Annotated in this window: 22 protein-coding genes and 2 pseudogenes; 8 read left to right on the top strand and 16 right to left on the bottom strand. The window is 67.7% G+C overall.

The window, feature by feature from the left end:
• Positions 1-5: 5 nt before the first annotated feature.
• Complete coding sequence (locus C2R22_RS07670) at positions 6-794, top strand: hypothetical protein (RefSeq protein WP_103425236.1); 789 nt, start codon at positions 6-8, stop codon at positions 792-794.
• A 10-nt stretch (positions 795-804) separates the two neighbouring features.
• Here C2R22_RS07670 and C2R22_RS07665 read toward each other — a convergent pair whose 3' ends face one another.
• Positions 805-1773 carry a carbohydrate kinase family protein gene (locus tag C2R22_RS07665; protein ID WP_103425235.1) on the bottom strand — a complete coding sequence of 323 codons (969 nt, stop codon included), beginning with the start codon at positions 1771-1773 and terminating at the stop codon, positions 805-807.
• Positions 1774-1876: 103 nt separating this feature from the next.
• Here C2R22_RS07665 and C2R22_RS07660 point away from each other — a divergent pair, with 103 nt between their 5' ends.
• Positions 1877-2248, top strand: coding sequence for a hypothetical protein (locus tag C2R22_RS07660; protein WP_103425234.1), 372 nt, complete (start codon positions 1877-1879; stop codon positions 2246-2248).
• A 17-nt stretch (positions 2249-2265) separates the two neighbouring features.
• Here C2R22_RS07660 and C2R22_RS07655 read toward each other — a convergent pair whose 3' ends face one another.
• Positions 2266-4374, bottom strand: coding sequence for a histidine kinase N-terminal 7TM domain-containing protein (locus C2R22_RS07655; protein WP_103425233.1), 2109 nt, complete (start codon positions 4372-4374; stop codon positions 2266-2268).
• 192 nt (positions 4375-4566) lie between these two features.
• Entirely contained in the window at positions 4567-5706 is a 1140-nt protein-coding gene (locus C2R22_RS07650; protein WP_103425232.1) for an acyl-CoA dehydrogenase family protein, read from the bottom strand.
• A 445-nt stretch (positions 5707-6151) separates the two neighbouring features.
• Here C2R22_RS07650 and C2R22_RS07645 point away from each other — a divergent pair, with 445 nt between their 5' ends.
• Positions 6152-6949 (top strand): RIO1 family regulatory kinase/ATPase domain-containing protein, encoded by a 798-nt coding sequence (locus tag C2R22_RS07645; RefSeq protein ID WP_103425231.1) that lies wholly within the window; start codon positions 6152-6154, stop codon positions 6947-6949.
• A 15-nt stretch (positions 6950-6964) separates the two neighbouring features.
• On the opposite strand, the gene C2R22_RS07640 is transcribed toward C2R22_RS07645, so the two are convergent.
• Positions 6965-7747, bottom strand: a complete 783-nt coding sequence (locus C2R22_RS07640) for a beta-ketoacyl-ACP reductase (protein ID WP_103425230.1) — start codon at positions 7745-7747, stop codon at positions 6965-6967.
• Between the two features lie 72 nt (positions 7748-7819).
• Between C2R22_RS07640 and C2R22_RS07635 the strand changes: the two genes are divergently transcribed.
• Positions 7820-8800, top strand: coding sequence for a hypothetical protein (locus C2R22_RS07635; RefSeq protein WP_245902923.1), 981 nt, complete (start codon positions 7820-7822; stop codon positions 8798-8800).
• Positions 8801-8824: 24 nt separating this feature from the next.
• Positions 8825-8968: pseudogene (locus C2R22_RS26205) on the top strand (Hsp20 family protein); the annotation flags it as partial.
• A gap of 111 nt (positions 8969-9079) precedes the next feature.
• Here the strand turns inward: C2R22_RS26205 and C2R22_RS07625 are convergent.
• Positions 9080-9430 carry a DUF4112 domain-containing protein gene (locus C2R22_RS07625; protein WP_103425229.1) on the bottom strand — a complete coding sequence of 117 codons (351 nt, stop codon included), beginning with the start codon at positions 9428-9430 and terminating at the stop codon, positions 9080-9082.
• A 157-nt stretch (positions 9431-9587) separates the two neighbouring features.
• Here C2R22_RS07625 and C2R22_RS07620 point away from each other — a divergent pair, with 157 nt between their 5' ends.
• The gene (locus C2R22_RS07620) at positions 9588-10079 is read left to right on the top strand and encodes a molybdopterin-dependent oxidoreductase (protein WP_103425228.1); all 492 of its coding nucleotides are present in this window, start codon (positions 9588-9590) and stop codon (positions 10077-10079) included.
• Positions 10080-10121: 42 nt separating this feature from the next.
• Here the strand turns inward: C2R22_RS07620 and C2R22_RS07615 are convergent, their stop codons facing one another.
• From C2R22_RS07615 to C2R22_RS07595, 5 genes and pseudogenes are all read right to left on the bottom strand, one after another.
• Positions 10122-10832: an ABC transporter ATP-binding protein gene (locus tag C2R22_RS07615; RefSeq protein ID WP_173862784.1), complete on the bottom strand. Its 711-nt coding sequence runs from the start codon at positions 10830-10832 to the stop codon at positions 10122-10124.
• A complete protein-coding gene (locus C2R22_RS07610; RefSeq protein ID WP_103425226.1) occupies positions 10829-11647 on the bottom strand; it encodes an ABC transporter ATP-binding protein in 819 nt (272 codons plus the stop codon). The genes C2R22_RS07615 and C2R22_RS07610 overlap by 4 nt, the downstream gene beginning before the upstream one ends.
• A gap of 2 nt (positions 11648-11649) precedes the next feature.
• Positions 11650-12731, bottom strand: a pseudogene (locus C2R22_RS07605) (branched-chain amino acid ABC transporter permease).
• Positions 12728-13678: a branched-chain amino acid ABC transporter permease gene (locus C2R22_RS07600; RefSeq protein ID WP_103425224.1), complete on the bottom strand. Its 951-nt coding sequence runs from the start codon at positions 13676-13678 to the stop codon at positions 12728-12730. Before C2R22_RS07600 ends, C2R22_RS07605 begins: the two are co-directional and overlap by 4 nt.
• Before the next feature lie 78 nt (positions 13679-13756).
• Entirely contained in the window at positions 13757-15130 is a 1374-nt protein-coding gene (locus C2R22_RS07595) for an ABC transporter substrate-binding protein (protein ID WP_103425223.1), read from the bottom strand.
• A 188-nt stretch (positions 15131-15318) separates the two neighbouring features.
• Between C2R22_RS07595 and C2R22_RS07590 the strand changes: the two genes are divergently transcribed.
• Complete coding sequence (locus C2R22_RS07590) at positions 15319-16155, top strand: proline dehydrogenase family protein (RefSeq protein ID WP_103425222.1); 837 nt, start codon at positions 15319-15321, stop codon at positions 16153-16155.
• A 127-nt stretch (positions 16156-16282) separates the two neighbouring features.
• On the opposite strand, the gene katG is transcribed toward C2R22_RS07590, so the two are convergent.
• Together katG and C2R22_RS07580 are read right to left on the bottom strand one after the other, a co-directional pair.
• Positions 16283-18427 (bottom strand): catalase/peroxidase HPI, encoded by a 2145-nt coding sequence (gene katG / locus C2R22_RS07585; RefSeq protein WP_103425221.1) that lies wholly within the window; start codon positions 18425-18427, stop codon positions 16283-16285.
• Between the two features lie 290 nt (positions 18428-18717).
• Entirely contained in the window at positions 18718-19434 is a 717-nt protein-coding gene (locus C2R22_RS07580; protein WP_103425220.1) for a helix-turn-helix domain-containing protein, read from the bottom strand.
• A gap of 119 nt (positions 19435-19553) precedes the next feature.
• Between C2R22_RS07580 and C2R22_RS07575 the strand changes: the two genes are divergently transcribed.
• Positions 19554-21080: an aldehyde dehydrogenase family protein gene (locus tag C2R22_RS07575; RefSeq protein WP_103425219.1), complete on the top strand. Its 1527-nt coding sequence runs from the start codon at positions 19554-19556 to the stop codon at positions 21078-21080.
• A gap of 599 nt (positions 21081-21679) precedes the next feature.
• Here C2R22_RS07575 and C2R22_RS07570 read toward each other — a convergent pair.
• The 4 genes from C2R22_RS07570 to C2R22_RS07555 form a co-directional block, all read right to left on the bottom strand.
• On the bottom strand, positions 21680-22489 hold the full coding sequence (locus C2R22_RS07570; protein ID WP_103425218.1) for a nitrilase-related carbon-nitrogen hydrolase: 810 nt from the start codon (positions 22487-22489) through the stop codon (positions 21680-21682).
• Between the two features lies 1 nt (position 22490).
• The gene (locus C2R22_RS07565) at positions 22491-22925 is read right to left on the bottom strand and encodes an SRPBCC family protein (RefSeq protein WP_103425217.1); all 435 of its coding nucleotides are present in this window, start codon (positions 22923-22925) and stop codon (positions 22491-22493) included.
• Between the two features lie 196 nt (positions 22926-23121).
• Positions 23122-23346: a DUF7123 family protein gene (locus C2R22_RS07560; RefSeq protein ID WP_103425216.1), complete on the bottom strand. Its 225-nt coding sequence runs from the start codon at positions 23344-23346 to the stop codon at positions 23122-23124.
• A 67-nt stretch (positions 23347-23413) separates the two neighbouring features.
• Complete coding sequence (locus tag C2R22_RS07555) at positions 23414-23593, bottom strand: DUF7525 family protein (RefSeq protein WP_103425215.1); 180 nt, start codon at positions 23591-23593, stop codon at positions 23414-23416.
• Positions 23594-23671: the final 78 nt, after the last annotated feature.

Here is a 23671-nt window from a genome sequence, read left to right as displayed (position 1 = left end):
CATCGATGGCACCCGACGGCACCGACGACACGGTCGACCGGGGCGGTGACGTCGGAGCCGTCGACGACGAGTCCGAGGGAGTCGACAGCGACGCGACCGAGCCGTCACCGTTCGTCTGGGAGGCGGACCTCGACGACGCGAACGACGGGGACGAGCGAACCGAACCGACGCCGTCCGACGGCGCGTGGGCCGCCGACCCGTCTCCCCGACGAACGCTCGACCCCGACCGGTACCTCTTCGCGGGGGAGACGGCGAGAGAACGTGTCGACGTGGGGTGTGGCTGGGTCGTCGCGACGAGCCACCGGCTCCTCGTGTTCGACCCCGACTCGTCGGGCAAGCGGTTCGTGACGGTCGACCGGCCGAACGTCGTCGGTGTCGGGATGCGAGGGAGGGGACACACCCAGGTCCGGTCGTACGCCCTCCGGGCCGGCCTCTACGCCGCCGTCCTCCTCGTGGGAGGACTCGCGGCGCGCTCGCTGGGCGTGCAGTCGCTGTTCGCCGCGAGTCCCGACGTTGGGAACACGCCCGGCGTCGGCGGCCTGGTCTCGCTACTCTCGCTCGTGGGAACGCTCGTCGGCCTCCTCGTCGACCTCCTCGTCTTCGGCGGACTCGCGCTCGGCCTGGTCGCGGTCGGCCTCGGCGGGTGGTATCTCCGGGGGCGACAGCCGACGCTCGTCGTCGAGCGCGCCGGCGAGGACGACATCGAACTCGGACTCCCGTCGCACGCGGTCGGCCGACGCGCCGTCGAGGGCCTCGAACGGGCCCTCGCCGAGGAACTCGCGGTCGGGGACTAGACGGGGCCGGTCAGGACTGTCCGGCGCGGAACGCGGTTACCTCCTCGCGGGTCGGGAGCGCCGTCATCGCGCCCGGAGCGGTCGTGGTCACCGCGGCGACGGCGTTGGCGAACCCGAGCGCCTCGCCGAGGTCAACGCCGTCGACGAGCGCGGCGATGGCGCCCGCGGTGAAGGCGTCGCCCGCACCGGTCGTGTCGACCGGGTCGACCGCGTAGCCGTCGTGGAACGCCGTTTCTGTCCCCGACGCCCACGGCGCGTCGGCGGTCGACGCGGCGAACGACCCCTCGCCGCCGAGCGTCAGGAACACCGTGTGGGGGCCGCGCTCCAGCAGTCGGTCGGCCGTCGCTTCGGGACCGTCGTACTCGATGTTGGCCGCTGCGAGGTCGTCCGGCGACGCCTTCAGCACGTCCACCTGCGGGAGGAGGTCGTCGATGGTCTCGACGAACGAGAACTCCTCGTCCGCCCACAGTTCCGGGCGGGCGTTGGGGTCGAACGAGACCGTCGCTCCGCGCTCTCGAGCGCGCTCGACGAGGTCGAGCGTCGCCGTCCGGGCGGGGTCGTCCGCGAGCGTGACGCCGCCGACGTGGACCCAGTCCAGTCCGGAGAGCGCCTCGTCGTCGATGGTTCCGGGCTGGAGCCGGGTGTCGGCGCTCTCGTGACGGTGAAAGGAGAACTCGCGCTCGGCTTCCTCGCCCAGGCTGACGAAGGCGAGGCCGGTCTTCGCGGCCGGGTCGACCTCGATGTATCTGTCGTCGAGTCCGGCGTCGGCGAGCGTCTCGCGGAGGTAGTCTCCGAACGCGTCGTCGCCGACGCGCGTCCAGAACAGGGGCTGGGCGTCGAGGTGTGCGAGGCCGACGGCGACGTTCGCGGGTGCGCCACCCGCGCGGCGCGAGAACGACTCGACGGCCGCGAGCGGGCCGGTCTGTTCGGGGATGAAGTCGATGAGCGTCTCGCCGGCGACGAGGACGGATCGTGTCATGCAACGGGGTTCAGGTGGTAGGCAGTTGAAACCCGTCGGTCGTCGCTCGACGGGAGCGGCGCGGTCCGTGGTCGTTATGTCGGCTCGCATCCCCTTGCCAGATATGACGCGCGACCCGCTCGCCCCGTTCGACGACCGGGTGTTCGACGCCGTCGCCGAGGAGTACGACGCCTCGACGACGACGCTCCGTGACCTCGTCCGGCGGCAGCAGGAACTGGTGCGACGGCTGCCGGGCGTCGACGACATCGTCTACGAGTGGCGCAGGGGGTTCCCGAACGACCCGGTGGTCGAACGGCGCGAAGAGGCGTACTACCTGTCGGTCGCGGACACGGTCTGGCCGGAGTTCGCGACGGCGCTCTCGCTCGACGACAGGGAAGCGACGCTGTTGCGGGCGGTTCATCGGCGTCAACTGGAGGCGAGCGTCGGCGGCCGGCCGACAGGAGAACGCGGAGCCATGGTCCTCACGCGGGAGTGAGGAGAGGGCCACGGCCCTCAGTCCGTCGACGCCGCCTGTGACTCGGGACCTTCGGTGGACATCGGAGTGGTCTCGCGGAGTCGGATCCGGACGACCGTGCCACGCGGTTCGTTCTCCTCGAAGTAGAGGTGGCCGTTCGACCGTGTGACGATCCACTCGACGAGCCAGAGGCCGAGTCCGCTCCCGTGGCTCAGCGGCGTCTCGGTCCCCTCGGTGAAGACCCGCCGTTCCGACTCGGGGATGCCCGGGCCGTTGTCCGCGACGGCGACCTCGACGTAGTCGACGCCGTCGTCCGTGACGGGGTCGATCGTGACGGAGATCTGTGGGGCGACGCGGTCGTTGTGCTCGATGGCGTTGTCGATGAGGTTCATCATGGCCGAGTCGATGAGGTCGTCGGCGAGCACCCACTGCTCGTCGGGGAGGTCGGCGACGACGATGGCCCCCGGGAACTCCTCTTGGATGCTGTCGAGACGGTCGCGGATGGACTCGGTGATTTCGAGCGGTTTCTCCACCCCGTCGGTGCTGTGGAGCGTGTAGTCGATCTTGCGCGTCTGCTCGCCGAGTTCGACGAGCGTCTCGGCCTTCTTTCGGATGACGCGGGCGTGCTCTTTCGCCTCGGCGGTGACGTTGCGTTCGAGGAGGAGGTCCGCGTGGCCCTGAATGACGTTGACCTCGTTCCGGAGGTCGTGTCGGAGAACGCGGTTGAGTACTCGCAGGCGCTGTTCGTAGCGGCGACGAGCGGTCACGTCGCGGGCGTTCACCACGACGCCCTGGACGGTCGGGTCGTCGACGAGGTTCACGCCGACGGCCTCGAACGTCCGCCACGACCCGTCGGCGTGACGAACGCGGTACTCCGCGCGCTCCTGGGTGCCCTGTTCGTCCGCGAGGAGTCGTTCGAACAGGCGTCGGATCTCGTCTCGGTCGTCGGGATGAAGCAGTTCGAAGGCCTCCCGACCGATCATCTCCTCGGGGTCGTGCCCGAGCGTCCGCTCGAACGAGGGAGCGCAGTACACGCGCGTCCCGTCCGGGGCGACGACCGTGATGAGGTCGCGCGAGTTCTCGATGAGTGCGCGGAACTCCTCCTCGGTGCGTCGCCGTTCGGTCACGTCGCGGAGCATGATGAGGTGGCCGCGTTCGTGCGCTCCCTGGCCGTCGAACCGACTCGCGGTCGCCTCGAAGAACCGGTCGCCGTCGGACGCGTCGACGACGAACTCCTCGCGGGCCATCGGGTCGTCGACGATGCGCTGGAGCGTCGGGCCGTAGTCGGGAACGTCGGCGAGGCGCCGACCGAGGAGGCTGTCCTCCTCGGTGTCGAATATCTGTCTGGCGCGGGGGTTCGTCTCGACGACCCGGCCACGGTCGTCGACGACGACCGCGCCGTCGCGGAGTTCGCCGACCACGACGTCGCGAGCGATGGGGGACAGGTCGAACAGTTGGTAACGGTAGAAGCCGACGAGGATCGCAACCGAGGAGAGGCCGAACGCGACGGGCGTGACGTCGAGACCCGCCGCCGAACCAGGGGCGTCCGCCGACAGGAGCGACGCGACGACCGGCACCACCGAGGCGGCGAGGACGACCGACACCTGTCGCCGGTAGAGCCGACGCGACCGCCGGTACTGCACCACCAGACAGCCGAGTCCGGCGAGGACGAGCACGCCCGTGTACACCCCGTGGAAGAGAAGGAGCGGCCCGGCGGCCGTCGAGACCGTCGGGAGGACCCCGAAGGCGGTGGCCTCGGAGCCGGCAAGGAGGAAGTCGTGTCGACCGGCAGTCACCACGATGCCGATGACGACCAGGGGCTCGACGGCCAACAGCGTGGCCGTCCACGAGGTGAGCAGCCCCTCGTACCGCGTGTACGAGAGGGCGAAGGCGAACCAGAACGTCGCGAGGGAGGCCGCACCAAACCAGAGGACCTGAAGCCAGAGGGCACGGCCGGCGGGGGTCGTCGAGAGGAGCGAGAAGCCGTAGGCGGTGGCCCACACGGCGGCCGAGAGGGCGGTCGCCGCGAACATGAGCGGGACCCGCTGGGTGTACGAACGGACGCGCCCGAGAACGACGATGGCCGTCACGGCGGACACGACGCCGGCAGCGAAGAGCGCCCCAGCGTAGACTATCTCCGTCAGCATCGTCTGCTTACACTCCCGCTACGGCTACCTTGTCTCAACAGTCGCGGTCACCTAACTGTCCGTCCGATTCGGTGTCGTGTAGTTAAAGTGTGACTCCCGAGTATCTGTTCTGATACTTTTAGCCGTTGTCGTCCCCGCTCACGGGTTCTCGAAGTGTCAGAAACGGTCGTCACTCACGACGACGGTCGGCGCTCAAAGTCCCAGTTGTCGACCGAGGACGAGGTGCTGGATCTCGGAGGTCCCCTCGCCGATCTCCATCAGTTTCGCGTCGCGATAGAAGCGCTGTGGGGCGAAGTCGGTCGTGTAGCCGTAGCCGCCGAGAACCTGAACGGCGTCCTCTGCGACCTCACGGGCGGCCTCGCTGGCGTCGAGTTTCGCCAGCGACGACTCGGTGGTGACGCGCTCGCCCGCGTCGTAGCGGACCGCGGCCTTGTGGGTCAGGAGGCGCGCTCGCTCCGTCTTGCGGTACATCTCGACGAGCATGTCGCGGACGGCGTCGAACTTCGAGATTGGCTGGCCGAACTGCTCGCGCTCCAGTGCGTACGCGCGCGCCGCGTCGTACGCCCCCTGCGCGAGACCCACGGAGAGCGCGGCGATGGAGATACGTCCGCCGTCGAGCGTCTTCATCGTCTGTGTCCACCCCTCCCCTTCGGCGCCGAGGAGTCGGTCGGCGGGGAGGCGACAGTCGTCGAACTTGATCTCACACGTGGGCGAGCAGTTCAGCCCCATCTTCTCCCAGACGGTCGTCACCTCGAAGCCGTCGTCGTCGGGGGAAACGATGAACGTCGAGATGCCGTCGTACCCCTTCTCCGGGTCCGTGACTGCCTTCACCAGAACCGAGTTGGCGACGTTCGCGTTCGTGATGAACTGCTTCGTCCCGTTCAGCACCCACTCGTCGCCGTCTCGCTCGGCGGTGGTGTCCATGTCGCTCGCGTCCGACCCGCTTTCGGGTTCGGTGAGCGCCCACGCGCCCATCTCCGTTCCCTCGGCGAGCGGCCGGAGCCACCGCTCCTTCTGTTCGTCCGTCCCGAACAGGTCGATGGGCTTCGAACCGAGCGAGACGTGCGCCGCGTACGAGAGTCCGATGCCCCCCGAGACCCGTCCCAGTTCTTCGGTGACCAGGGCGTACATCAGCTGATCGCCGCCGAGGCCGCCGTACTCCTCGGAGACCGGGATGCCCATCACGTCCAGGTCTCCCAGTTCCTCGAAGACCTCCCGCGGGAAGCGGTGTTCCTCCTCGACCTCCTGGGCGATGGGGGCGATCTCCGCCTCGCAGAACTCCCGGACCTGGTCGCGGACCATCCGGTGTTCCGCGCCTACCTCGAAATCCATGGGCAAACCTTGCCAGAGCGCGAGCATAAAATCAGCGCCGGTGCGCTCGCTCAGTGCCCCCGAGCGGGTTCGTTTCGGGAGCGGATTTCGCTCGAATCAGCGTTGAATCGGTGTTCGGGTGGATTTCCACTCGGACCGGGCACGATGAGCGACACACGAGCGCGGTGAACCGCAGCCTCGAACTTCCCCAGCCAGTGGCTCGCGGACGAAGCCGCGAGCCTGACCCTCGCGCACTGTTCGCTGGCGGACGGAACCGCGAAAGCGTGCGCCGGAACGTCCGTGAGGGTGACGCGCGAGGGATGAGCGGAGCGAGACGCTTCGCCGGCCGGCCGGGCCGGTTAGCTGAACCGCGACGACGTGCGTGGCACACAGCCCACTCACGAACGGGCTCTATTCACCACGCGCGCCCGCGAACTTATCACCCTCCACCCCGAACGGAGAGAGCGTGGAACTGCGCCGCCTCGTCCGTGGTCGACTCGGCTGGGCTCAGCTCGAACGAGTCGTCCGAACCCTCCAGGACCGCTACGACCGCCAGCAGGCGCACATCCGGTTTCTCGACGCGGACAACTGGCTCTCGACGCCGATGGTGCTGGACGAGGAGCTGTTCGTCAAGGTCATCTCGCGGCAGAACTCGCTCGTCCACGCCCTCATCACCACCGGCCGGAACCTCGGCGCGTTCTCCTCGGGAACCGAGGGCTTCTTCGAGCACTTCGGGACGCCCTACGAGATGGCGAAACACGAACTCGAAGCGACGCGACGCATCCGGGAACTCGGGTTAAACGCCCCCGAACCCATCGAGGCCCTCGAAGTCGACGACCTCGGCGTCGTCGTCCTCGAATATCTCCCCGAGTTCCGCCCGCTCGACCAACTCGACCGCGAGGCCGAGGCGGCGCTCGCACCGGACCTGTTCGCGGCGCTGCACACGATGCACGAGAACAACCTCGCTCACGGCGACCTCCGCGCGGAGAACGTGCTCATCCTCGACGACGAACTGTACTTCATCGACGCGACCCGGGTGCGAGAGGACGCCGCCGCGGACGCGAAGTCGTACGACCTCGCCTGCGCGCTCGCCGCGCTGGAACCGCTCATCGGCGCGCGAGCGACCGTCGAGGCCGCGCTCACTGCCTACTCCATCGACGACCTCGTCGCCGCCCTGGAGTTCCTCGACTTCGTCAACATCCGCCCCGACCACGACTTCGACGCCGCCCGGCTGAAGGGCGAGATCGAAAAGTGTGCGACCTGACTCCCCCGTCGACGCTCACCACTCCATCCCGCCGTTGATGCCGAGCACCTGCCCGGTCATGTAGCTCGCCTCGTCGCTCGCGAGGTAGCGGACCATCCCGACGACGTCCTTCGGGTCGGCAAAGCGGTCCAGCGGAATCCGGGCACGGATCTTCTCTCGGACCCGCTCGGGCACCTGTTCGAGCATGTCCGTCTCGGTAAAGCCCGGCGCGACGCAGTTGGCCGTCGAGTCGTGACGCGCGAGTTCGAGCGCGATGGTCCGAGTGAACGCGATGAGGCCGCCCTTCGAGGTGGCGTAGTTCGCCTGACCGTAGTTGCCCTGCTGGCCGACCACACTCGAAATGTTGATGAGTCGGCCCGCATCGGCGGACTTGATGTCCTCGAAGAACACCTTCGTGCAGTTGAACGTGCCTCCCAGATTCGTGTCGATAACCCGGTTCCACTCGTCGTACGTCATGTCCTCGAACTTCCGGTCGGCGGTGATGCCCGCGTTGTTGACGAGGACGTCGATCGGGCCGAGTCGGTCGTGGACGTCGCGCGCCATCCGTTCGACCTGCGTCGGGTCGGAGACGTCCGCCCCGACCGTGATCGCCGTCTCGCCGTCCGCCTCGATGACTTCCTTGACGGCCTCGGCCGCGGCGTCCGACTGGTGGTAGTTCACGACGATGTCCGCCCCGCATCGGGCGAATTCGAGGGCGATTTCGCGACCGATGCCGCGCGACGATCCCGTGACGAGACAGGTCCGTCCCGCGAGCGGGTGTGGGTCCAGTGGCTCTAAACGCTGTGTTGTCTCGGACATCCCGTGACAACTGGGGATGTGACGTGTTAACTGTTGGTATAGTCACCCCGAGAACCGCTGACCAGAACGCGTTTGTGCCTCGCCCAACTCCTCGAACTCGATGCCCTCCACCCATCGTTCGTCGCGTCCGCCCTGTCGTTCATCCCCTCCCCGCCCGGTCCAGACCGCACACGCGGCGTCGACCCGCGACTGATGCCGGCGTTCACGACGCGGTTGGCCGACGGCTGGCAGCGCGCGCTCGACGCCCTCCCACTCGCACTCGTTCCGCTCGTGCTCGGACTCGCCGACGTGGAGAAGATACGGTCGGTCGTCGCGTTCGACGGCTTCCACGTCGGGTTCAGACTGGGGCTTCCCGTCTCGGTGGTCACGCTCTGGCAGTTCGTGAGCGTCCCGCAGTCGGGGGTGAACGTCGATGCCGGCGTGCCGCTCGACGCCCTTCCCGTCGCCGTCGCCACCGTCCCTCTCTTCCTCGTCGTACAGGCGGGGCTCGCCGCGGGCTACTTCGGAGCCGTCGCGGACCACCTCCAGAGCGGAGAGTACCGGTTCGTCGACAGCGTGCGCGAGCATTTCGTCCCGTTCCTCGTGTTGACCGTCCTCCCCGTCCTCGTCTTGCTCCCCGTCGCGCTCGGGGTGTTCGGACTCGGCGCGGCGGGCGGACGGTCGATGGCGCTCTTGCCGGTCGTCGTCCTCGGCGTGCCGGCGTTCGTCCTCGTCAGCTACCTGTTCTACGCCACGCCGTACCTCGTCGTCCTCCGCGAGACGGGCGTGCTCGACGCCGCCCGCGGGTCGTACGCGCTCGCCGTCGCCGGCGGGCCGTATCTCGCGTACGCGGCCGGCGTCGCCCTCTTCGTTCTGGTCGTCTCCCCGCTGATGACTGTTCTCGTCGTGGGCGTTCCCTTCCTCGGCCTGCCGGTCGGCCTCCTCGGCGGGAGCGTGCTCGGCCTCGCGTTGAACGTCGCGACGATGCGGTTCGTGGCCGACATCGACGAGGACTCTCCGGCGCTCGGCGCGTGGGACGACGCTCCCACGCCCGATGCCGACCGCGACCCGTGAGCGTCCGCCGTTCGCCCTCGGAAGACGTACCACCGCCGGTCTCGCGTCCCCAAGACGGTCGACGACGACGGGATTACGGCGTCGTACACGAACGGCGTCGTCGAAGTCCGACTGCCGGTCGAGACGGAAGCGACGGTCACTGGCAGGCGCATCGAGATGGAGTCGTAACGAGCGCCATTCCGCGCGACACCGCGTGACTTTTCCGCCGCCGAGGTCGGGTAGCGACGGTTCCGGCCCCGGCGTCGGCCCCGGCCCCAGCGGTCGGAGACGACGGCCGGTTCAGGCGTCGTCGACGCCGACGGCACGCTCGAACAGCGTCACGTTTCTCCGGTTGGCCTTCCAGACGACGTCGAAGAGGTCGCCGACGACGGGCACCGACCCGACGGCGGCGTCGACAGCGATGTTCAAGAGCATTCGGGCGACGACCGAGCGGGGGACGCCGCTGCGGACCGCCTCGAAGACGATGTACAGCGAGAGGACGGCGGCCGCGAGGTCACCGGAGAGGGGGAGCAAGCCGACGAGTGCGTCGAGGCCGACCTTCACGTTCACGACAGGAATCGTAACGGCGTCGTCGAGCAGCGTCGCGACGTGACGGGCGCGGCGGAGTCCCGGAGGGACGGTATCTGTCATACACACACCACGACAGCCCCGGATAAGGGTCTGGCGACCGTCGTCGCCCGCGACGGCACTCGGTGGCTCGACCCACGCGGCACGTCGCCACCGGCTCTGACGTCCCCGACGTCCGTTCGGGGCGGGCTATTTGTCCTCGCGACCGGTACTGTCGGACATGAGCGGGCTGGAGACACACGAAGTCCCCGAGGCGGTCGAGACGGACGGGTGGCGGCTGACGGTCGACGGCTGCGTCGACCGGCGTCTCTCGCTGTCCCACGACGACCTCCGGGCGATGGAACTGGCGAGCGCGACGGGCGACTTCTCCTGCGTCGAGGGCTGGACCGCGACCGACCTGTCCTGGCGAGGCGTGCGCGTGGTCGACCTGCTCAGGTGCGCCGGCCCCGACGAGGAGGCGGCGTTCGCGCTGGTCCACGCGATGGACGGCGAGTACGCCTGCGGCTACTCGCTGGACGACTTCGGCGGCGCGCTGCTCGCGCTCGAACTCGACGGCGAACCGCTCCCGGTCGAGCACGGCGGGCCGGCGCGGTTGGTGCCGGCGGGCGACAGCGACTGCTGGGAGAGCGTCAAGTGGGTGTCTCGGATCGAACTCCACGCGACCGAACCCGCCGACACGGCCCGGGAGCTAGCGCTCTCGCGATTGCGGTAGCCAGACGGCAGAATGGGCGGCGCTCACCGCCCTCCGAGCGACTCAGCCCCCGAGGTAGAGTCGGGAAACCTCGGGGTTGTCGAGCAGTTCGTCGGCCGCGTCCTCGTACGCGACGGTCCCCTGGTCGAGGACGTATCCTCTATCGGAGATACCGAGTCCCTCGCGGGCGTTCTGTTCGACCATCAGGATCGCCGTACCGAGTTCGTTCACCGTCTTCACGTCCTCGAACACCTCGTCGACGATGTTCGGCGCGAGTCCCGCCGAGGGTTCGTCGATGAGCAGCACGTCGGGGTCCATCACGAGCGCCCGGGCGAACGCCAGCACCTGCCGCTGACCGCCGGAGAGCGTCCGCGCCTTCGCCGACCGCTTCTCCTCGAGGATGGGGAACCGGTCGTACAGTTCCCGGATGGTCTCCTCCAGGCCGGAGCCCTTGGCGACGCCGCCCATCCGGAGGTTCTCCTCGATGGAGAGCGAGCCGAAGACGTTGTCCACCTGCGGCACGTACCCCACCCCCTCGCGGACGAGGTCCTCGGGGGCCATCCCGGTGATGTCGCGCTCGCCGAGGTGGACCTGCCCGGCCCACGGGTCGAGGAGGCCGAAGACGGTCTTCAGCACGGTGGACTTGCCGGCCCCGTTCGGCCCGATGATGCAGACGATTTCCCCCTCGTCGAGGTGCAACGAGAGGTCGTCGAGCACCTGCGCCTCGCCGTAGCCGGAGTCGACGCCCTCGACGCTGAGTGCGCGAGCCATCACTCCGCACCCCCGAGGTACGCGTCGATGACGCGCGGGTCGTTTCTGACCTGTCTGGGAGAGCCCTCCATCAGGACGCGCCCCTGGTCGAGGACGATGACCGGGTCGGCGAGGTCCATGATGAACGGCATGTCGTGCTCGATGATGAGGAAGGTCTGCCCCTCCTCGTTCAACTCCCGGATGAACCGCTTGATGTCGTTCGCCAGCGTCGGGTTGACGCCCGCGACGGGTTCGTCCAGGAGGAGGATGTCCGGGTCCGTCGTGATCGCTCGGGCGAGTTCGACGAGTTTCAGCTGTCCGCCCGAGAGGTCCGTCGACGGCTGGTCGATGAGGTGGTCGATCTCGAACCGCTCCAGCAGTTCCTCGGCGCGTTCGAGGTTCCGTCGCTCCTCCCGTTCGACCTCGCTCGGCGAGACGAAGAGGGAAACGATGGACTCGCCCGTCTGCGGCTGTGGCCCGACGAGCATCGCCTCGCGGACGGTCATTCCCTCCAGCCGGCGGGGCGTCTGGAACGTCCGAATCAACCCTTGTCGAGCGCGGTCGTGCGGCTCCGAGTCGGTCACGTCGACGTCGTTGACGAGCACGCTCCCCTCGTCCTCGTCGTAGAAGCCCGAGATGAGATTGAACAGCGTCGACTTGCCGGCGCCGTTCGGACCGATCATCCCGGTGATGGTCCCGCGCTCGATTTCGAGGGAGACGTCGTCGGTGGCGACGAGGCCGCCGAACGCCTTCTTCAGCCCCTCGACGCGGAGCACCGCGTCGTCCTTGTCGAGGTCCGCACCCTCGTAGGTGAGCGAGTCGCTGTCGCCGCGCGTCATGCTCACCGTCCGTCACCTCCCTCGGAGCCGCCGTCGGTCGCCGGAGAGCCACGCGCCGACGAGCGGGCGCTCGGCCAGATGAGTTCGTCCTTCGGGGGGAGGAGGCCGTCCTCGCGGAACCGGATGACGAGGATGATGAGCAGGCCCACGAACAGCAGTCGCAGGGGCGCGACGTCGATGCCGCCGAAAATCGCGAAGTCGTTGAGAAAGCGGGTGCCCTCGCGGATGGCGATGACGGTCAGCGCGCCGAGGACGGCTCCCCGGTTTGAGCCGGTGCCGCCGAGGATGACGGCGACCCAGATGTAGAACGTCGTCAGCGGAACGAGGTCGCCGGGGCCGATGAAGAGGTTCATGTGGACGTAGAAGGCCCCCGCGATGGCCATGATGACCGAGCCGATGACGAACGCCTGCATCTTGAACGCGAAGGTGTTCTTCCCCAGGGCCTCGGCGAGGTCCTCGTCCGAGCGGATGGTCCGCATCACCCGCCCCCACGGCGAGCGGTGGACGCGCCGGAGGAAGAGGTAGACGACGCCGATGAGGACGGCGACGATGGCGACGTTGGTCGCGTTCTGCGTGAGCGGAAGCGGTTCCAACAGTCGGGGTATGCCGGTGAGGCCCTGACTTCCTGCGGTGAGGTCGCGCTGGTTGAGGATGAACAGACGGATGACCTCCGCCAGGCCGAGCGACGCGATGGCGAGGTAGTCCTCTCTGAGCCTGAGCGTCGGAATCCCGATGAGGACGGCGACGACTGCCGAGAGGACGATGGCCGCGACGAACCCCGCGATGGGGTGAAGTTCGAGACCGAGCGGCGACGAGGGAGCGGTGAGAAGCGCCGCCGAGTACGCGCCGATGCCCCAGAAGGCCGCGACGGAGAAGTTCAACAGCCCCGCGTAGCCCCAGTGGACGTTCAGCCCGAGCGTGAGCAGGACGTACATCCCCCCAGCGCCAGGAGCGAGAGGAGGAACGGGAGTTTGACGACGCCCAGCAGAACGCCCACGAGGAGCAGGCCAGCGGCGACGGCGACGCCACCGACGACCGACCGTTCCGAGCGGCTCTCGCCGAGGAGTCGCTCGACCGCGCTCATACCGTCTCACCCATGATGCCGCGGGGCCGCACGAGCAGGATGACGACCATGATGAGAAACGCGACGGCGGGGGCGTACTCGGTGCCGATGGGGACGCCGACGAGCCGCAGAATCGGAGTGAGTTCGTGGACCATCCCGATGACGAACGAGCCGAGCATCGCCCCGTAGACCGAGCCGATGCCGCCGAGGATGACCGCGGCGAACACGACCAGGAGAATGTCGAAGCCCATCCGGGGGCGGACGAGCGTCTCCAGCCCGAGGAACACCCCGCCCGCAGCCGCGAGCGCCCCGCCGATGATCCACATCGCGAGGATCACCTCGGAGGTGCGAATCCCGCTCACCCGTGCGAGGTTCGGGTTGTCGGCCGTCGCGCGCATCTTCCGCCCGAGGGTCGTGTACTGTAAGAGGAAGTGCAGACCGACGACGAACGCCACCGCGAGAACGATGATAGCGAGCTTTCGCGGCGTGACGGCGACGCCGAGTGCGTCCTGGACGGCGGGAATCGGCCCGGATCGCTCGACGCCGTACCGCTGGGCGTCGGGGCCGAACCCGATGAACACCAGCGCGCGGTACGCGAGCGCGACGCCGATGCTCGTGATGAGCAGTTCGACCGAACCGGCGTCGAGCGGCTTGTAGACGATTCGGTTCGTCAACACGGCCACGAGAGCCGCGGCGGCCATCCCGACGACGAGGGCGACGAACACCCACAGCGGGAGGCTGAAAACCGAGCCGGGAACCGTCGACTGCAGGACGCCCGCGGAGGCGAGCGCGCCGAACGCGCCGACGGTCATCAGGTCGCCGTGGGCGAAGTTGGCGAAGTCGGCGATGCTGTACACCAGCGAGAGACCGATGGCCGCGAGCACGATGATGCTGCTGAAGACGAGGCCGTTGACCACGAACTGCAGGGCGCTCACCTGCAGCAGGGGGAGCGCGACGCCCGTCGTCATGGGGAGACGCCTCTCTCGTTGCCCCCTCGCGGTGGCGGGGACGACGGGCCGGTCGTGCAGCGAGACACGGCGAGCATCTTAGCTGGAGATGTACTCGATGGTGGTGTACGCGTGGTCTTCGACGCCGTACACGCGGTAGAAGCCCGGCGGGTCGCCGTTCTCGTCGAGGTCGACCGGACCGGAGACGCCCTGGTAGTTGATCTCCGAGGCCGACGCGCCCTCGTTGAGCATGTCGAGCGCGTCCTGCGGCGTGGTGACCTCCGTCCCCTCGGGTCGGGTGACGTCGCGGACGACCTCCATCAGCGCCTCCTCGGTGAACTCGTCGGCCGCGGCGGCGGCGAGCGCGGAGACGACGACGGCGTCGTAGGCGTACGCCGACCACACCGTGGGTGAGGCGTCGTACTCGCTCTCGAACTGCGAGACGAAGGTCTGGTAGTTGTCCTGTTCTTCGGGGGCGCTCTCGGTCACGCCCTTCATGCCGTTGAACGCGCCCTCCTGGGTGTTGCCGAGGATTTCGTCGGCGATGGTCGACTCGGCGCCGTAGTACTGCACCTGCTCGTTGTACCCCTGGTCGAACGCCTCGTTGGCCATCACGATGAACTCGTTGGCGTAGGTGATGAACAGCCACGCGGAGGCGTCCGTGGAGGCCATGCTCGTGAGCGTCCCCGAGTACGAGGACTGCCCCTGGTCGTGCGGTTCGTTGTAGACGACCTCGCCGTCGAACTCCTCCGGGAAGACGTCGTTGAACCCCGCCCCGTAGTCGTTGTTGAGCCACGTCGCCGCGACGGTGTCGTGGCCGTCCTCGCTCACGAGGTTCGCGAGCGCGGTCCACTTCTCCGTCCCCGCGGGCGACATCCGGTTCAGTTCCGGCTTCTCCGTGAGTCGCGGCGAGGTGGAGTTCTGCGATATCTGCACCACGCCGTTCGGGTTCGTCACCGAGTCGTGGATGGCGATGGAGACGCCCGAACTGACCGCCCCGATGAGCAGCGGAACGCCGTCCTGGTTGACGAGTTTCTGCGCCGCGCTGATACCCGCCTGATTCGCGGACTCGCTGTCCTCGACGACGACCTCCAGTTGACCGCCGTCGCCGATGCCGGCCTCGTTGATGGCCGCGAGCGCGAGGTCCTTCCCCCGCTGATTCCGCTGGCCGTACGGGGCGAGCGAGCCGGTGAGCGCGTCGACCATCCCGATGGTGTAGGTGTCCATCCCGCCCGAGTCACCGCCGGAGTCGGACTCCGTCGAGGTGTCCTCACCGTCGGAGCCGCCCGAGTCGTCCGAACCGCCGGAGTCCCCGGAGCCCCCCGAGTCACCCGAACCGCCGGAGCCACCCGAGTCGCCCGAGCCGCCCGAATCGCCCGAGTCTTCCAGACAGCCGGCCAGTCCGACGAGGCCGAGGCCGGAGAGTTTGACGAGGTCCCTACGTGTCCAGTTCTGCATGCGAGTCGGTTTCATGGCGAACTATCACGTGGTATCGAGAGACCAGGCTTATAGATGAAACCGCCCATGGTAGGGGCCGCGAGACAGTGTCTCGCTCCCGGGCAGCGTCACGTTCTCGCCGGTCGTTGTTTGATTCACGCGGGGGGCGGCTGGATTGTATGGTAGGGTCCACCCTTTAGAGGGAACGCCCGGTAAGACGTGGTATGATACCGCCCATTGCGAGCAACTTCGTCGCGGGGGAAGACCCGGAGACGGCGCTCGAACACGTCCGGGAACTGAACGAACGCGGCGTCAAGGGCATCCTCAACCTCCTCGGCGAACACTACCACGACCGACCGCCGGCCGACGAGGACGCCGACGCCTACGTCGCCCTCGTCGACGCCATCGACGAGTCGGGCGTCGACGCGTGTGTCTCCGTGAAACCCTCGCAGATCGGCCTCGACGTGGGTGGCGAGGTGTTCGAGGAGAACCTCGCGCGCATCGTCGACCGCGCGTCGAACCGAGGGGTGTTCGTCTGGGTCGACATGGAAGACCACACGACGACGGACGTGACGCTCGACGCCTACGAGCGCCTCGCCCGCGAGACCGACGGGATGGTCGGTGTGTGTACGCAGGCGAACCTCAAGCGGACGGGCGAGGACCTGAAACGGTTGGCACCGCTCCCCGGCAAGGTCCGACTCGTCAAGGGCGCGTACGACGAGCCAAGGGAAATCGCGTACAAGAAGAAGAGCGAGGTCGACCGCGTCTACAAGGAGTACCTCGAACTCATGTTCCGCGAGTTCGAGGGCGGCGTCGCCGTCGGGAGTCACGACCCCGCCATGATCGACTACGCGCGTGACCTCCACACCGAGTACGGCACCGACTTCGAGGTGCAGATGCTGATGGGCGTCCGCGAGAGCGCGCAGTTCGAACTCGCCGACGAGTACGAGGTCTGGCAGTACATCCCCTACGGGTCGAAGTGGTTCTCGTACTTCTATCGGCGGATCAGAGAGCGAAAGGAGAACGCCCTGTTCGCGCTTCGAGCGGTGGTCGGGAACTGACTCGCCTGACACCCCACGCCCGCCGCGTTCGAAGCGGCGTCACGGTACGGATGCGCGGCCGACGGGGAACCCTGACCGCGCGCCACCGAGACGCTGTCCGCAGTCGGGGGACGGCCCGTGGCTCAGATCACTCGAGGTCGAAGCGGTCGAGCGTCATCACCTTCTCCCACGCCTCCGCGAAGTCGTGCACGAACTCCTCTTCGGCGTCGTCGCAGCCGTAGAACTCCGCGACGGCGCGGAGCCGGGCGTTCGAGCCGAAGACGAGGTCGACGCGGCTCGCCTTCCACTGGCGCTCGCCCGTCTCGCGGTCGTACCCCTCGAACACGTCCTCGGAGTCTGAGGCCGGTTCCCACTCGGTGTCCTGGCCGAGCAGGTTCACGAAGAAGTCGTTGGTCAGCGTCCCCGGCCGGTCGGTGAAGACGCCCAGGTCCGAGCCCTGGTAGTTCGCACCCAGCGCGCGCATGCCGCCGACGAGTACCGTCATCTCGGGGACCGTCAGGTTCAGCAGTTCGGACTTGTCCACCAGTATCTCCTCGGCGGGGCGCTCGGCCTCGTCGCCGTAGTAGTTGCGGAAGCCGTCCGCCTCCGGTTCGAGCACCTCGAACGACTCGACGTCGGTCTGTTCCGGCGTGGCGTCCGTCCGACCCGGCTCGAACGGAATCTCCACGTCGTAGCCGGCCTCGGCCGCCGCCTGCTCGACGGCCGCGGTGCCGCCCAGGACGATGAGGTCGGCGAGGGAAACCCGCGTGTCGTCGGACCGCGAACCGTTGAACTCCTCTTGGACGTCCCTGAAGGTGTCCAGCACAGTCGCCAGCTCCGCGGGCTCGTTCACTTCCCAGTCGCGCTGCGGTCGGAGGCGGAGTCGCGCCCCGTTCGCGCCGCCGCGCTTGTCGCTGTCGCGGTACGTCGACGCCGACGCCCAGGCGGTCTTGACCAACTGGGAGCGGGACAGGTCCGACGCGAGGAGTTCCTCCTTGAGTTCGGCGGCCTCCTCGTCGCCGATCAGGTCGTAGTCGGCGTCGGGGAGGGGGTCCTGCCAGAGCATCTCCTCGTCCGGAACCTCGGGGCCGAGGAACCGAGACGGCGGGCCCATGTCGCGGTGGATCAGCTTGTACCACGCCTTCGCGAAGGCGTCCTGGAACTCCTTGGGGTTGTCCTGGAAGCGCTCGATGATCTCGCGGTACTCGGGGTCCCGCTTCAGCGCGACGTCCGTCGTCAGCATCATCGGCGTCTGCTTCTCCGACGGGTCGTGGGCGTCCGGCACCGTGTCTTCGAGTTCCTCGTCCACCGGCCGCCACTGCCACGCACCGCCGGGGCCCTTGTGGGGCTCCCACTCGTGGTCGAGCAGGTTGTCGAGATAGCCCATGTCCCACGAGATGGGGGCCTCGGTCCAGGGACCCTCGATGCCGCTGGTGATCGTATCGGGGCCCTTGCCGGTGCCGTGTTCGTTCTCCCAGCCGAGGCCCTGCTTCTCGATGGGGGCCGCCTCGGGTTCGGGGCCGAGGTTCTCACCGGAGTCGGCGCCGTGGACCTTCCCGAACGTGTGTCCGCCGGCGATGAGCGCGGCCGTCTCCTCGTCGTTCATCGCCATCTCGCCGAACGACTCCCGGATGTTCTTCGCGGAGCCTTCGAGGTCCGGTTCGCCGTTCGGGCCCTCCGGGTTCACGTAGATGAGGCCCATCACGGTGTTTGCGAGCCCCTCCATGAGTTCGCCCTGCTCGTCGAACCGCTCTTCGCTCGTCACTTCCCACTCGTCTTCCGGGCCCCAGTTGACGGCGTCGTCGCCCTTCCAGGCGTCCTCGCGCCCGCCGGCGAACCCGAACGTCTCGAACCCCATCGACTCCATGGCGACGTTCCCGGTCAGGACCAGCAGGTCGGCCCACGAGAGGTTGCGGCCGTACTTCTGTTTGACCGGCCAGAGCAGTCGGCGCGCCTTGTCGAGATTCACGTTGTCGGGCCAACTGCTGAGGGGCGGGAAACGCTGTCGCCCGCCCGCTGCGCCGCCGCGACCGTCGCTGGTGCGGTACGTGCCGGCGCTGTGCCACGCCATCCGGATGAAGAGCGGCCCGTAGTGGCCGTAGTCGGCCGGCCACCAGTCCTTCGAGTCCGTCATCACCGCCTCGATGTCGGCTTTTACCTCGTCGAAGTCGAGCGATTCGAACGCCTCGGCGTAGTCGAACTCCTCGTCCGTCGGCCCGACGTCGCGGGCGTTCTCGTCCAGAATCTCCAGATTCAGCTGATTCGGCCACCAGTCTTGGTTGGACCCGTTCATCGTCCAAAAAGCGTTGCCTTTGCGTGTTAAGATTTTCTAATTCGGTAACGAATTTTTGCGGCAAGACAAGCAATGTATCGTGGAGACCGAGATTCGTCGGAGGAGCGCTCCGCGCGACGGGTTCGCCAGCGCCGCCGAAAATCCGTTCCTGAGTGCGGTTTCGGGACGGTCGTCGGACGGCGCGCGACCGTGACGGTCGTCGGGTGACGCGGCAGCGACCCCTGCTGACCGTGGCAATCGCTCGACACGCGCCGTCGCCGACGGCACGCCCGTCGAACGGCGGTGCTCGGCTACGGATCCAGCAGCTTCGCTTCCGCCTTTCGCAGGTGCTCCAACAGCGTCGTCTTCGAGACGCCGAGTTCGTCGGCCAGTTCGCGGGTGGAGACCCCCCGGGGCCACTCGTAGTAGCCCTGCTCCCGGGCGAGGTCGAACACCTCGCGCTGGCTCGGCGTGAGCGTGTCGAGGCGGCGGGCGCGCTCGGAACTGGCCGACCCCGACGAGGCGATGCGGGCGACGTCGATGTCGGCGTCTTCCTCCTCGCGGATGACGTCGAGCCCGGGCTCGATGCGCTCGCGTTCGCCCGCGTAGACCACCTGCCAGAACTCGCGACCGTCCTCGATACGACACGGGGCGCTGTGAACGAACCCCTGGCGGACGAGCTTCGGACAGATCATGTCGCTCGGATCGTACTCCAAGAAGAACTCCCGGGCCGCGTTCCCGGGCGAGATGTCCCGACCGGGCTGGCCGAAGCGCGCTTTGAGTTCCTGGACGCCGCCGGTGAGCCGTGAGTCGCGGATGTGGTCCAGGAGCGTCTCGACTTCGGTCTCCGAGTCACCGTAGGCGGTGAACAGCCCGTTGACCGTCTCGCCGGCGGCCGTCGGTGCGTCGTAGATGGCGTGGGCGAGGATGCCGCCGGGACACTCCGACGTCGCCTCCAGTGCCCAGCAGTTCGGATGCCAGAGGTCCAGCGTCAGCCGCGTCCCCCCTGAGACCGTCTCGCTGCTCATACCGGCCGTTGTCGCTCGCGTGTGATGAGGTTTACCATAGATTCGTTGCCGGGGCGTGGGGACCGGACCCTTCCATGGACGGCTACAGCTATTAGTGTTGGATACGTGTCTCTCGAACCATGTCAGGAGACGACGTCTACGCGCACTACATCGACGGCGAGTGGACCCAGGGCTCGGGGACGGAGACGTTCGAGAGCGAGAACCCCGCGACGGGCGAGACGCTCGCGACGTTCAGACAGGGAACCGAGGCCGACGTCGACGCGGCGCTCGCAACCGCCGAGGAGACGTTCGAGGAGTGGCGCGGACTCTCCCACATCGACCGCGCCGAGTACCTCTGGGAGATATACCACGAACTCCGCGAGCGCACCGACGAACTCGCCGAAATCGTCACGAAGGAGTGCGGCAAGGAGATATCGGAGGGCCGGGCGGACGTCGTCGAGGCGTACCACATGGTCGAGTGGGCCGCCGCCGACGCCCGTCACCCCAAGGGTGACGTGGTCCCGAGCGAAATCCCGTCGAAGGACGCCTACATGCGCCGCAAGCCCCGCGGCGTCGTCGGCTGTATCACCCCCTGGAACTTCCCGGTCGCCATCCCCTTCTGGCACATGGCCGTCGCGCTCGTCGAGGGGAACACGGTGGTGTGGAAGCCCGCCGAGCAGACGCCGTGGTGTGCGCAGATCATCGCCGAGATGTTCGACGACACGGGGATGCCGGACGGCGTGTTCAACATGGTGCAGGGCTTCGGCGACGCCGGCGCGGCAATCGTCGACGACTCCCGGGTCGACACGGTGCTCTTCACCGGTTCGGCGGAGGTGGGCCACGAGGTGGCCTCGAAGGTCGGCGGCGAACCCGGCAAACTCGCGGCGTGTGAGATGGGCGGCAAGAACGGCATCGTCGTCACCGAGCAGGCCGACCTCGACGTGGCCGTCCACTCCGCGGTGATGAGTTCGTTCAAGACGACGGGCCAGCGCTGTGTCTCCTCGGAACGCCTGATCGTCCACGAGGAGGTGTACGACGAGTTCAAGGAGCGCTTCGTCGACATCGCCGCCGACGTCGCCGTCGGCGACCCGCTGGACGAGAACACGTTCATGGGGCCGCTCATCGAGGCGGCCCACGTCGAGAAGGTCACCAAGTACAACGACCTCGCGAAGCGAGAGGACGTGAACGTCCTCGTCGACCGGACGGAACTGGACGAGGACGAGATTCCCGACGGCCACGAGGCGGGACACTGGGTCGGCCCGTTCGTCTACGAGGCCGACGCGTACGAGGACCTCCGCTGCACCCACGAGGAGGTGTTCGGCCCGCACGTCGCCCTCCTGAAGTACTCGGGCGACATCGAGGAGGCCGTCGAAATCCACAACGACACCGACTACGGCCTCGCCGGCGCCGTCATCTCCGAGGACTACCGCCAGATCAACTACTACCGCGACCACGCCGAGGTCGGACTGGCGTACGGGAACCTCCCCTGTATCGGCGCGGAGGTCCAGTTGCCGTTCGGCGGCGTGAAGAAGTCCGGCAACGGCTATCCCAGTGCGAGAGAAGTCATCGAGGCCGTCACCGAGCGCACGGCGTGGACGCTCAACAACTCGAAGGACATCCAGATGGCACAGGGGCTGTCGGCGGACATCAAGACGAAAGAGGACTGACCGGGCTGGTTCGGCCGGTTCCGACTCGCGCGTTTTTCGGCGTCAGTGCGCGGAGAGACTGCGAGTCGAGCGAGGCTCGTGCAGGAGGTGAAGGTGCGGTCGGCACGCGAGGAACAGAGCGAGACGGCGAAGCCGTCTCGCCAGCCGTGCGGGACGCGCTCGGGCGTTCCGCAGACGAGCGACCGGTTGGGGTGGTCCGAGGTTTCTCACCGCGCGTACGCCGCAGTCGCCGTGTCCACGGCGGCCGATTCGGCGGCGGCTCGGACGGTCGCCGAGGGGGAGACGGTTCGGGTCGCGTTACACCGTCCAGAGACCCTGCTCGCGACCTGTGGAACGAGTCAAAACGGAAACGGGAGGCGCGGTGGAGTGATGAACCGGAGGCGAGGCCGTTCCCTGCCGGGCTCAGGGGGTGGCCGAGCGGTCCGGGTTCGAGTGCCACAGCAGACCCCGATACTGTGGCGGTGGCGCGGCGGATTTGTTGAGTGCCAACTTCGACGAGAAAAGCGTCGTCCGTTGGCAATCATCGCTAAGAAGAGCAACGAGTTAAACCCACCGACAGCGGCGGACGCTGTGGGCATAATATCGTGTGAGCGAGTGACTCACCGCCGCCGGTCTTCCCAGGCTGGGAAGTCGTCTCTGACTTCGTTGACGCGCTCGGGCGTCACCTCCGCGGAGACGAGCGCGGGGTCGTCGCCGGCGCTCGCGAGCGGCGTCCCCCACGGGTCGTAGACGGTCGACCGCCCCAGGAGCGTCCCCTCGTCGAACGTCGCGGAGCCGTTGATCGTCGCCAGGTACGTGAGGTTCTCGATGGCCCGGGCGCGCGCGAGGGTCTGCCAGTGTTCCACCCGCGGGTAGGGCCACGCGCTCGGGACGAGGACGAGCGTCGCGCCCATCTCCGTGAGGTCGCGGTAGAGTTCGGGGAAGCGTAGGTCGTAACACGTGGTGAAACCGAGGGTGAAGCCCTCGAACTCCACCGTGGGGAGGCGTTCGCCGGGCGTGAGCAGCCGCGTCTCCGCGGAGCCGTAGCCGAAGAGGTGGTGTTTGCGGTAGACGCCCCGTCTCCTCCCCTCGCGGTCGAAGAAGACGGTGGTGTTCGCGAGGCCCTCCTCGGCGGGCACGTCGACCCCGCTGTCGGCCGACGCGGCGAGGTCCTCGACGATACTCCCCGCGAGCAAAGCGACGTCGTGACGGTCGGCGAGGGCGCTCAACTCCGTGAGGGTCGGCCCCTCGATGCCCTCCGCCTCGCGGGCGTACGAGTCGAAGGCGAAGTACCCGACGTTCCACAGTTCCGGGAGGGCGACGAGGTCGGCACCCCGTGCGGCCGCCCGCTCGATGGCGTCGGCCGCGCGCGCTCGGTTCCCGTCGACGTCCCCGGCGCGCTGTTCGAGTTGGACGAGTGTGAGCTGCATCTCACGCCGTGAGTTCGAGGTCGCGACGGAGCGCCTGTTCGAGGTTGCGGAGTTCGCGGTCGAGGTTCTTCTTGAAGAACCGTTCGACCCCCGGGAGTCGCCCGTCGACGACGAACTCGTTGCGGAGGCGACACTGGTCGTCGCCGACGTTCTCGATGGTGTGTTCGCCCGTGACGCGCATCACCGACGACTTGCCGACGAACTTGACGTACCGCGGCGGCTCGACGACGACGTCTCGTGTCTCCACCTCGGCCGTCTGATTGATCACGGGGATGGGCAGGGAGATGTGCCAGGTCGCTCGCTTGCCGTCGTCGTGGACGTCGAACCGTTCGACGACGCTGATCGCCTCGGCGCGTTTCCCAGGGTCGGAGATGAACTCCCAGACGCGCTCGCCCGGAGCGTCGAACTCGAAGGTCCGCTGGACACGGACTGTCATACATGAGTATCCGTGGGCGTCGATAAAAAAGCGCGGTTCGGCGGGCGGATCACCGCCGAACCGACTGTCTCCGATGTGGGACGACTACCGACGCGAACGCCGGCGCTCGACGACAGCGTATCGGGCAGAAGAGGAGAGCACACGCACGTATCCGCAGCCCAGAGACCGGGTCGACGGGGGAGAGAGAACCGTTCCGTCAGGAGGGGGTGACGCGCCAGGTCGTCGACCGTGCGCGGCCCCACTTTTCGATCTCGACCTCGTCGGACTTCTCGGCGAGCGCGGGCAGGCGGGCCCCAACCTGCTTCGCCGAGAGGCCGATCGCCTCGGCGATGTTCTTCGCGCGGAAGTATCGCTCCCCGCACGAGACGCTCTCTCGCAGGTAAGCGACGATCCGCTTCTCTTCCTCGGTGTATTCGGTCATCGTTGAAGGTTAGGCTGGGACGTTCTTAACGGTTACCTGTCCGCTACCAGTCGAGAGAATCGGATGGTTACCAGTACAGCTGCGTGAAGACGACGGCGAGCATCGCGGCGACCATCGCCAGCGCGAAGCCCCACGCTTTCGCCAGTTGGCCCGGCCCGGCGAGCATCACCGCGCCGCCGACGAGCGTCAGGAGCGACAGCATCACCGCGAACCCGATCCCCTTGTCCGAACCGACAGACGCTTCCATACCACGGGGAAGCGCGAGTGTCTACTTAGTTCATTCGACACCGCGGACGCCGACCCGTCTGTATTCGAGAGTTTTTTG

Origin of the sequence: Salinigranum rubrum (assembly GCF_002906575.1) — an archaeon.
In the GTDB taxonomy this organism is placed as follows: domain Archaea; phylum Halobacteriota; class Halobacteria; order Halobacteriales; family Haloferacaceae; genus Salinigranum; species Salinigranum rubrum.
Note: the sequence above shows the minus strand (reverse complement) of the source record. Positions and strands in the feature narration are given on the sequence as shown.

Excerpts from the sequence above, each read along its gene's own strand:
- C2R22_RS07670 (WP_103425236.1), top strand. The coding sequence starts at position 6 with ATGGCACCCGACGGCACCGACGACACGGTCGACCGGGGCGGTGACGTC.
- C2R22_RS07665 (WP_103425235.1), bottom strand. The coding sequence starts at position 1,773 with ATGACACGATCCGTCCTCGTCGCCGGCGAGACGCTCATCGACTTCATC.
- C2R22_RS07660 (WP_103425234.1), top strand. The coding sequence starts at position 1,877 with ATGACGCGCGACCCGCTCGCCCCGTTCGACGACCGGGTGTTCGACGCC.
- C2R22_RS07655 (WP_103425233.1), bottom strand. The coding sequence starts at position 4,374 with ATGCTGACGGAGATAGTCTACGCTGGGGCGCTCTTCGCTGCCGGCGTC.
- C2R22_RS07650 (WP_103425232.1), bottom strand. The coding sequence starts at position 5,706 with ATGGATTTCGAGGTAGGCGCGGAACACCGGATGGTCCGCGACCAGGTC.
- C2R22_RS07640 (WP_103425230.1), bottom strand. The coding sequence starts at position 7,747 with ATGTCCGAGACAACACAGCGTTTAGAGCCACTGGACCCACACCCGCTC.
- C2R22_RS07625 (WP_103425229.1), bottom strand. The coding sequence starts at position 9,430 with ATGACAGATACCGTCCCTCCGGGACTCCGCCGCGCCCGTCACGTCGCG.
- C2R22_RS07620 (WP_103425228.1), top strand. The coding sequence starts at position 9,588 with ATGAGCGGGCTGGAGACACACGAAGTCCCCGAGGCGGTCGAGACGGAC.
- C2R22_RS07610 (WP_103425226.1), bottom strand. The coding sequence starts at position 11,647 with ATGACGCGCGGCGACAGCGACTCGCTCACCTACGAGGGTGCGGACCTC.
- C2R22_RS07600 (WP_103425224.1), bottom strand. The coding sequence starts at position 13,678 with ATGACGACGGGCGTCGCGCTCCCCCTGCTGCAGGTGAGCGCCCTGCAG.
- C2R22_RS07595 (WP_103425223.1), bottom strand. The coding sequence starts at position 15,130 with ATGAAACCGACTCGCATGCAGAACTGGACACGTAGGGACCTCGTCAAA.
- C2R22_RS07590 (WP_103425222.1), top strand. The coding sequence starts at position 15,319 with ATGATACCGCCCATTGCGAGCAACTTCGTCGCGGGGGAAGACCCGGAG.
- katG (WP_103425221.1), bottom strand. The coding sequence starts at position 18,427 with ATGAACGGGTCCAACCAAGACTGGTGGCCGAATCAGCTGAATCTGGAG.
- C2R22_RS07580 (WP_103425220.1), bottom strand. The coding sequence starts at position 19,434 with ATGAGCAGCGAGACGGTCTCAGGGGGGACGCGGCTGACGCTGGACCTC.
- C2R22_RS07575 (WP_103425219.1), top strand. The coding sequence starts at position 19,554 with ATGTCAGGAGACGACGTCTACGCGCACTACATCGACGGCGAGTGGACC.
- C2R22_RS07570 (WP_103425218.1), bottom strand. The coding sequence starts at position 22,489 with ATGCAGCTCACACTCGTCCAACTCGAACAGCGCGCCGGGGACGTCGAC.
- C2R22_RS07565 (WP_103425217.1), bottom strand. The coding sequence starts at position 22,925 with ATGACAGTCCGTGTCCAGCGGACCTTCGAGTTCGACGCTCCGGGCGAG.
- C2R22_RS07560 (WP_103425216.1), bottom strand. The coding sequence starts at position 23,346 with ATGACCGAATACACCGAGGAAGAGAAGCGGATCGTCGCTTACCTGCGA.
- C2R22_RS07555 (WP_103425215.1), bottom strand. The coding sequence starts at position 23,593 with ATGGAAGCGTCTGTCGGTTCGGACAAGGGGATCGGGTTCGCGGTGATG.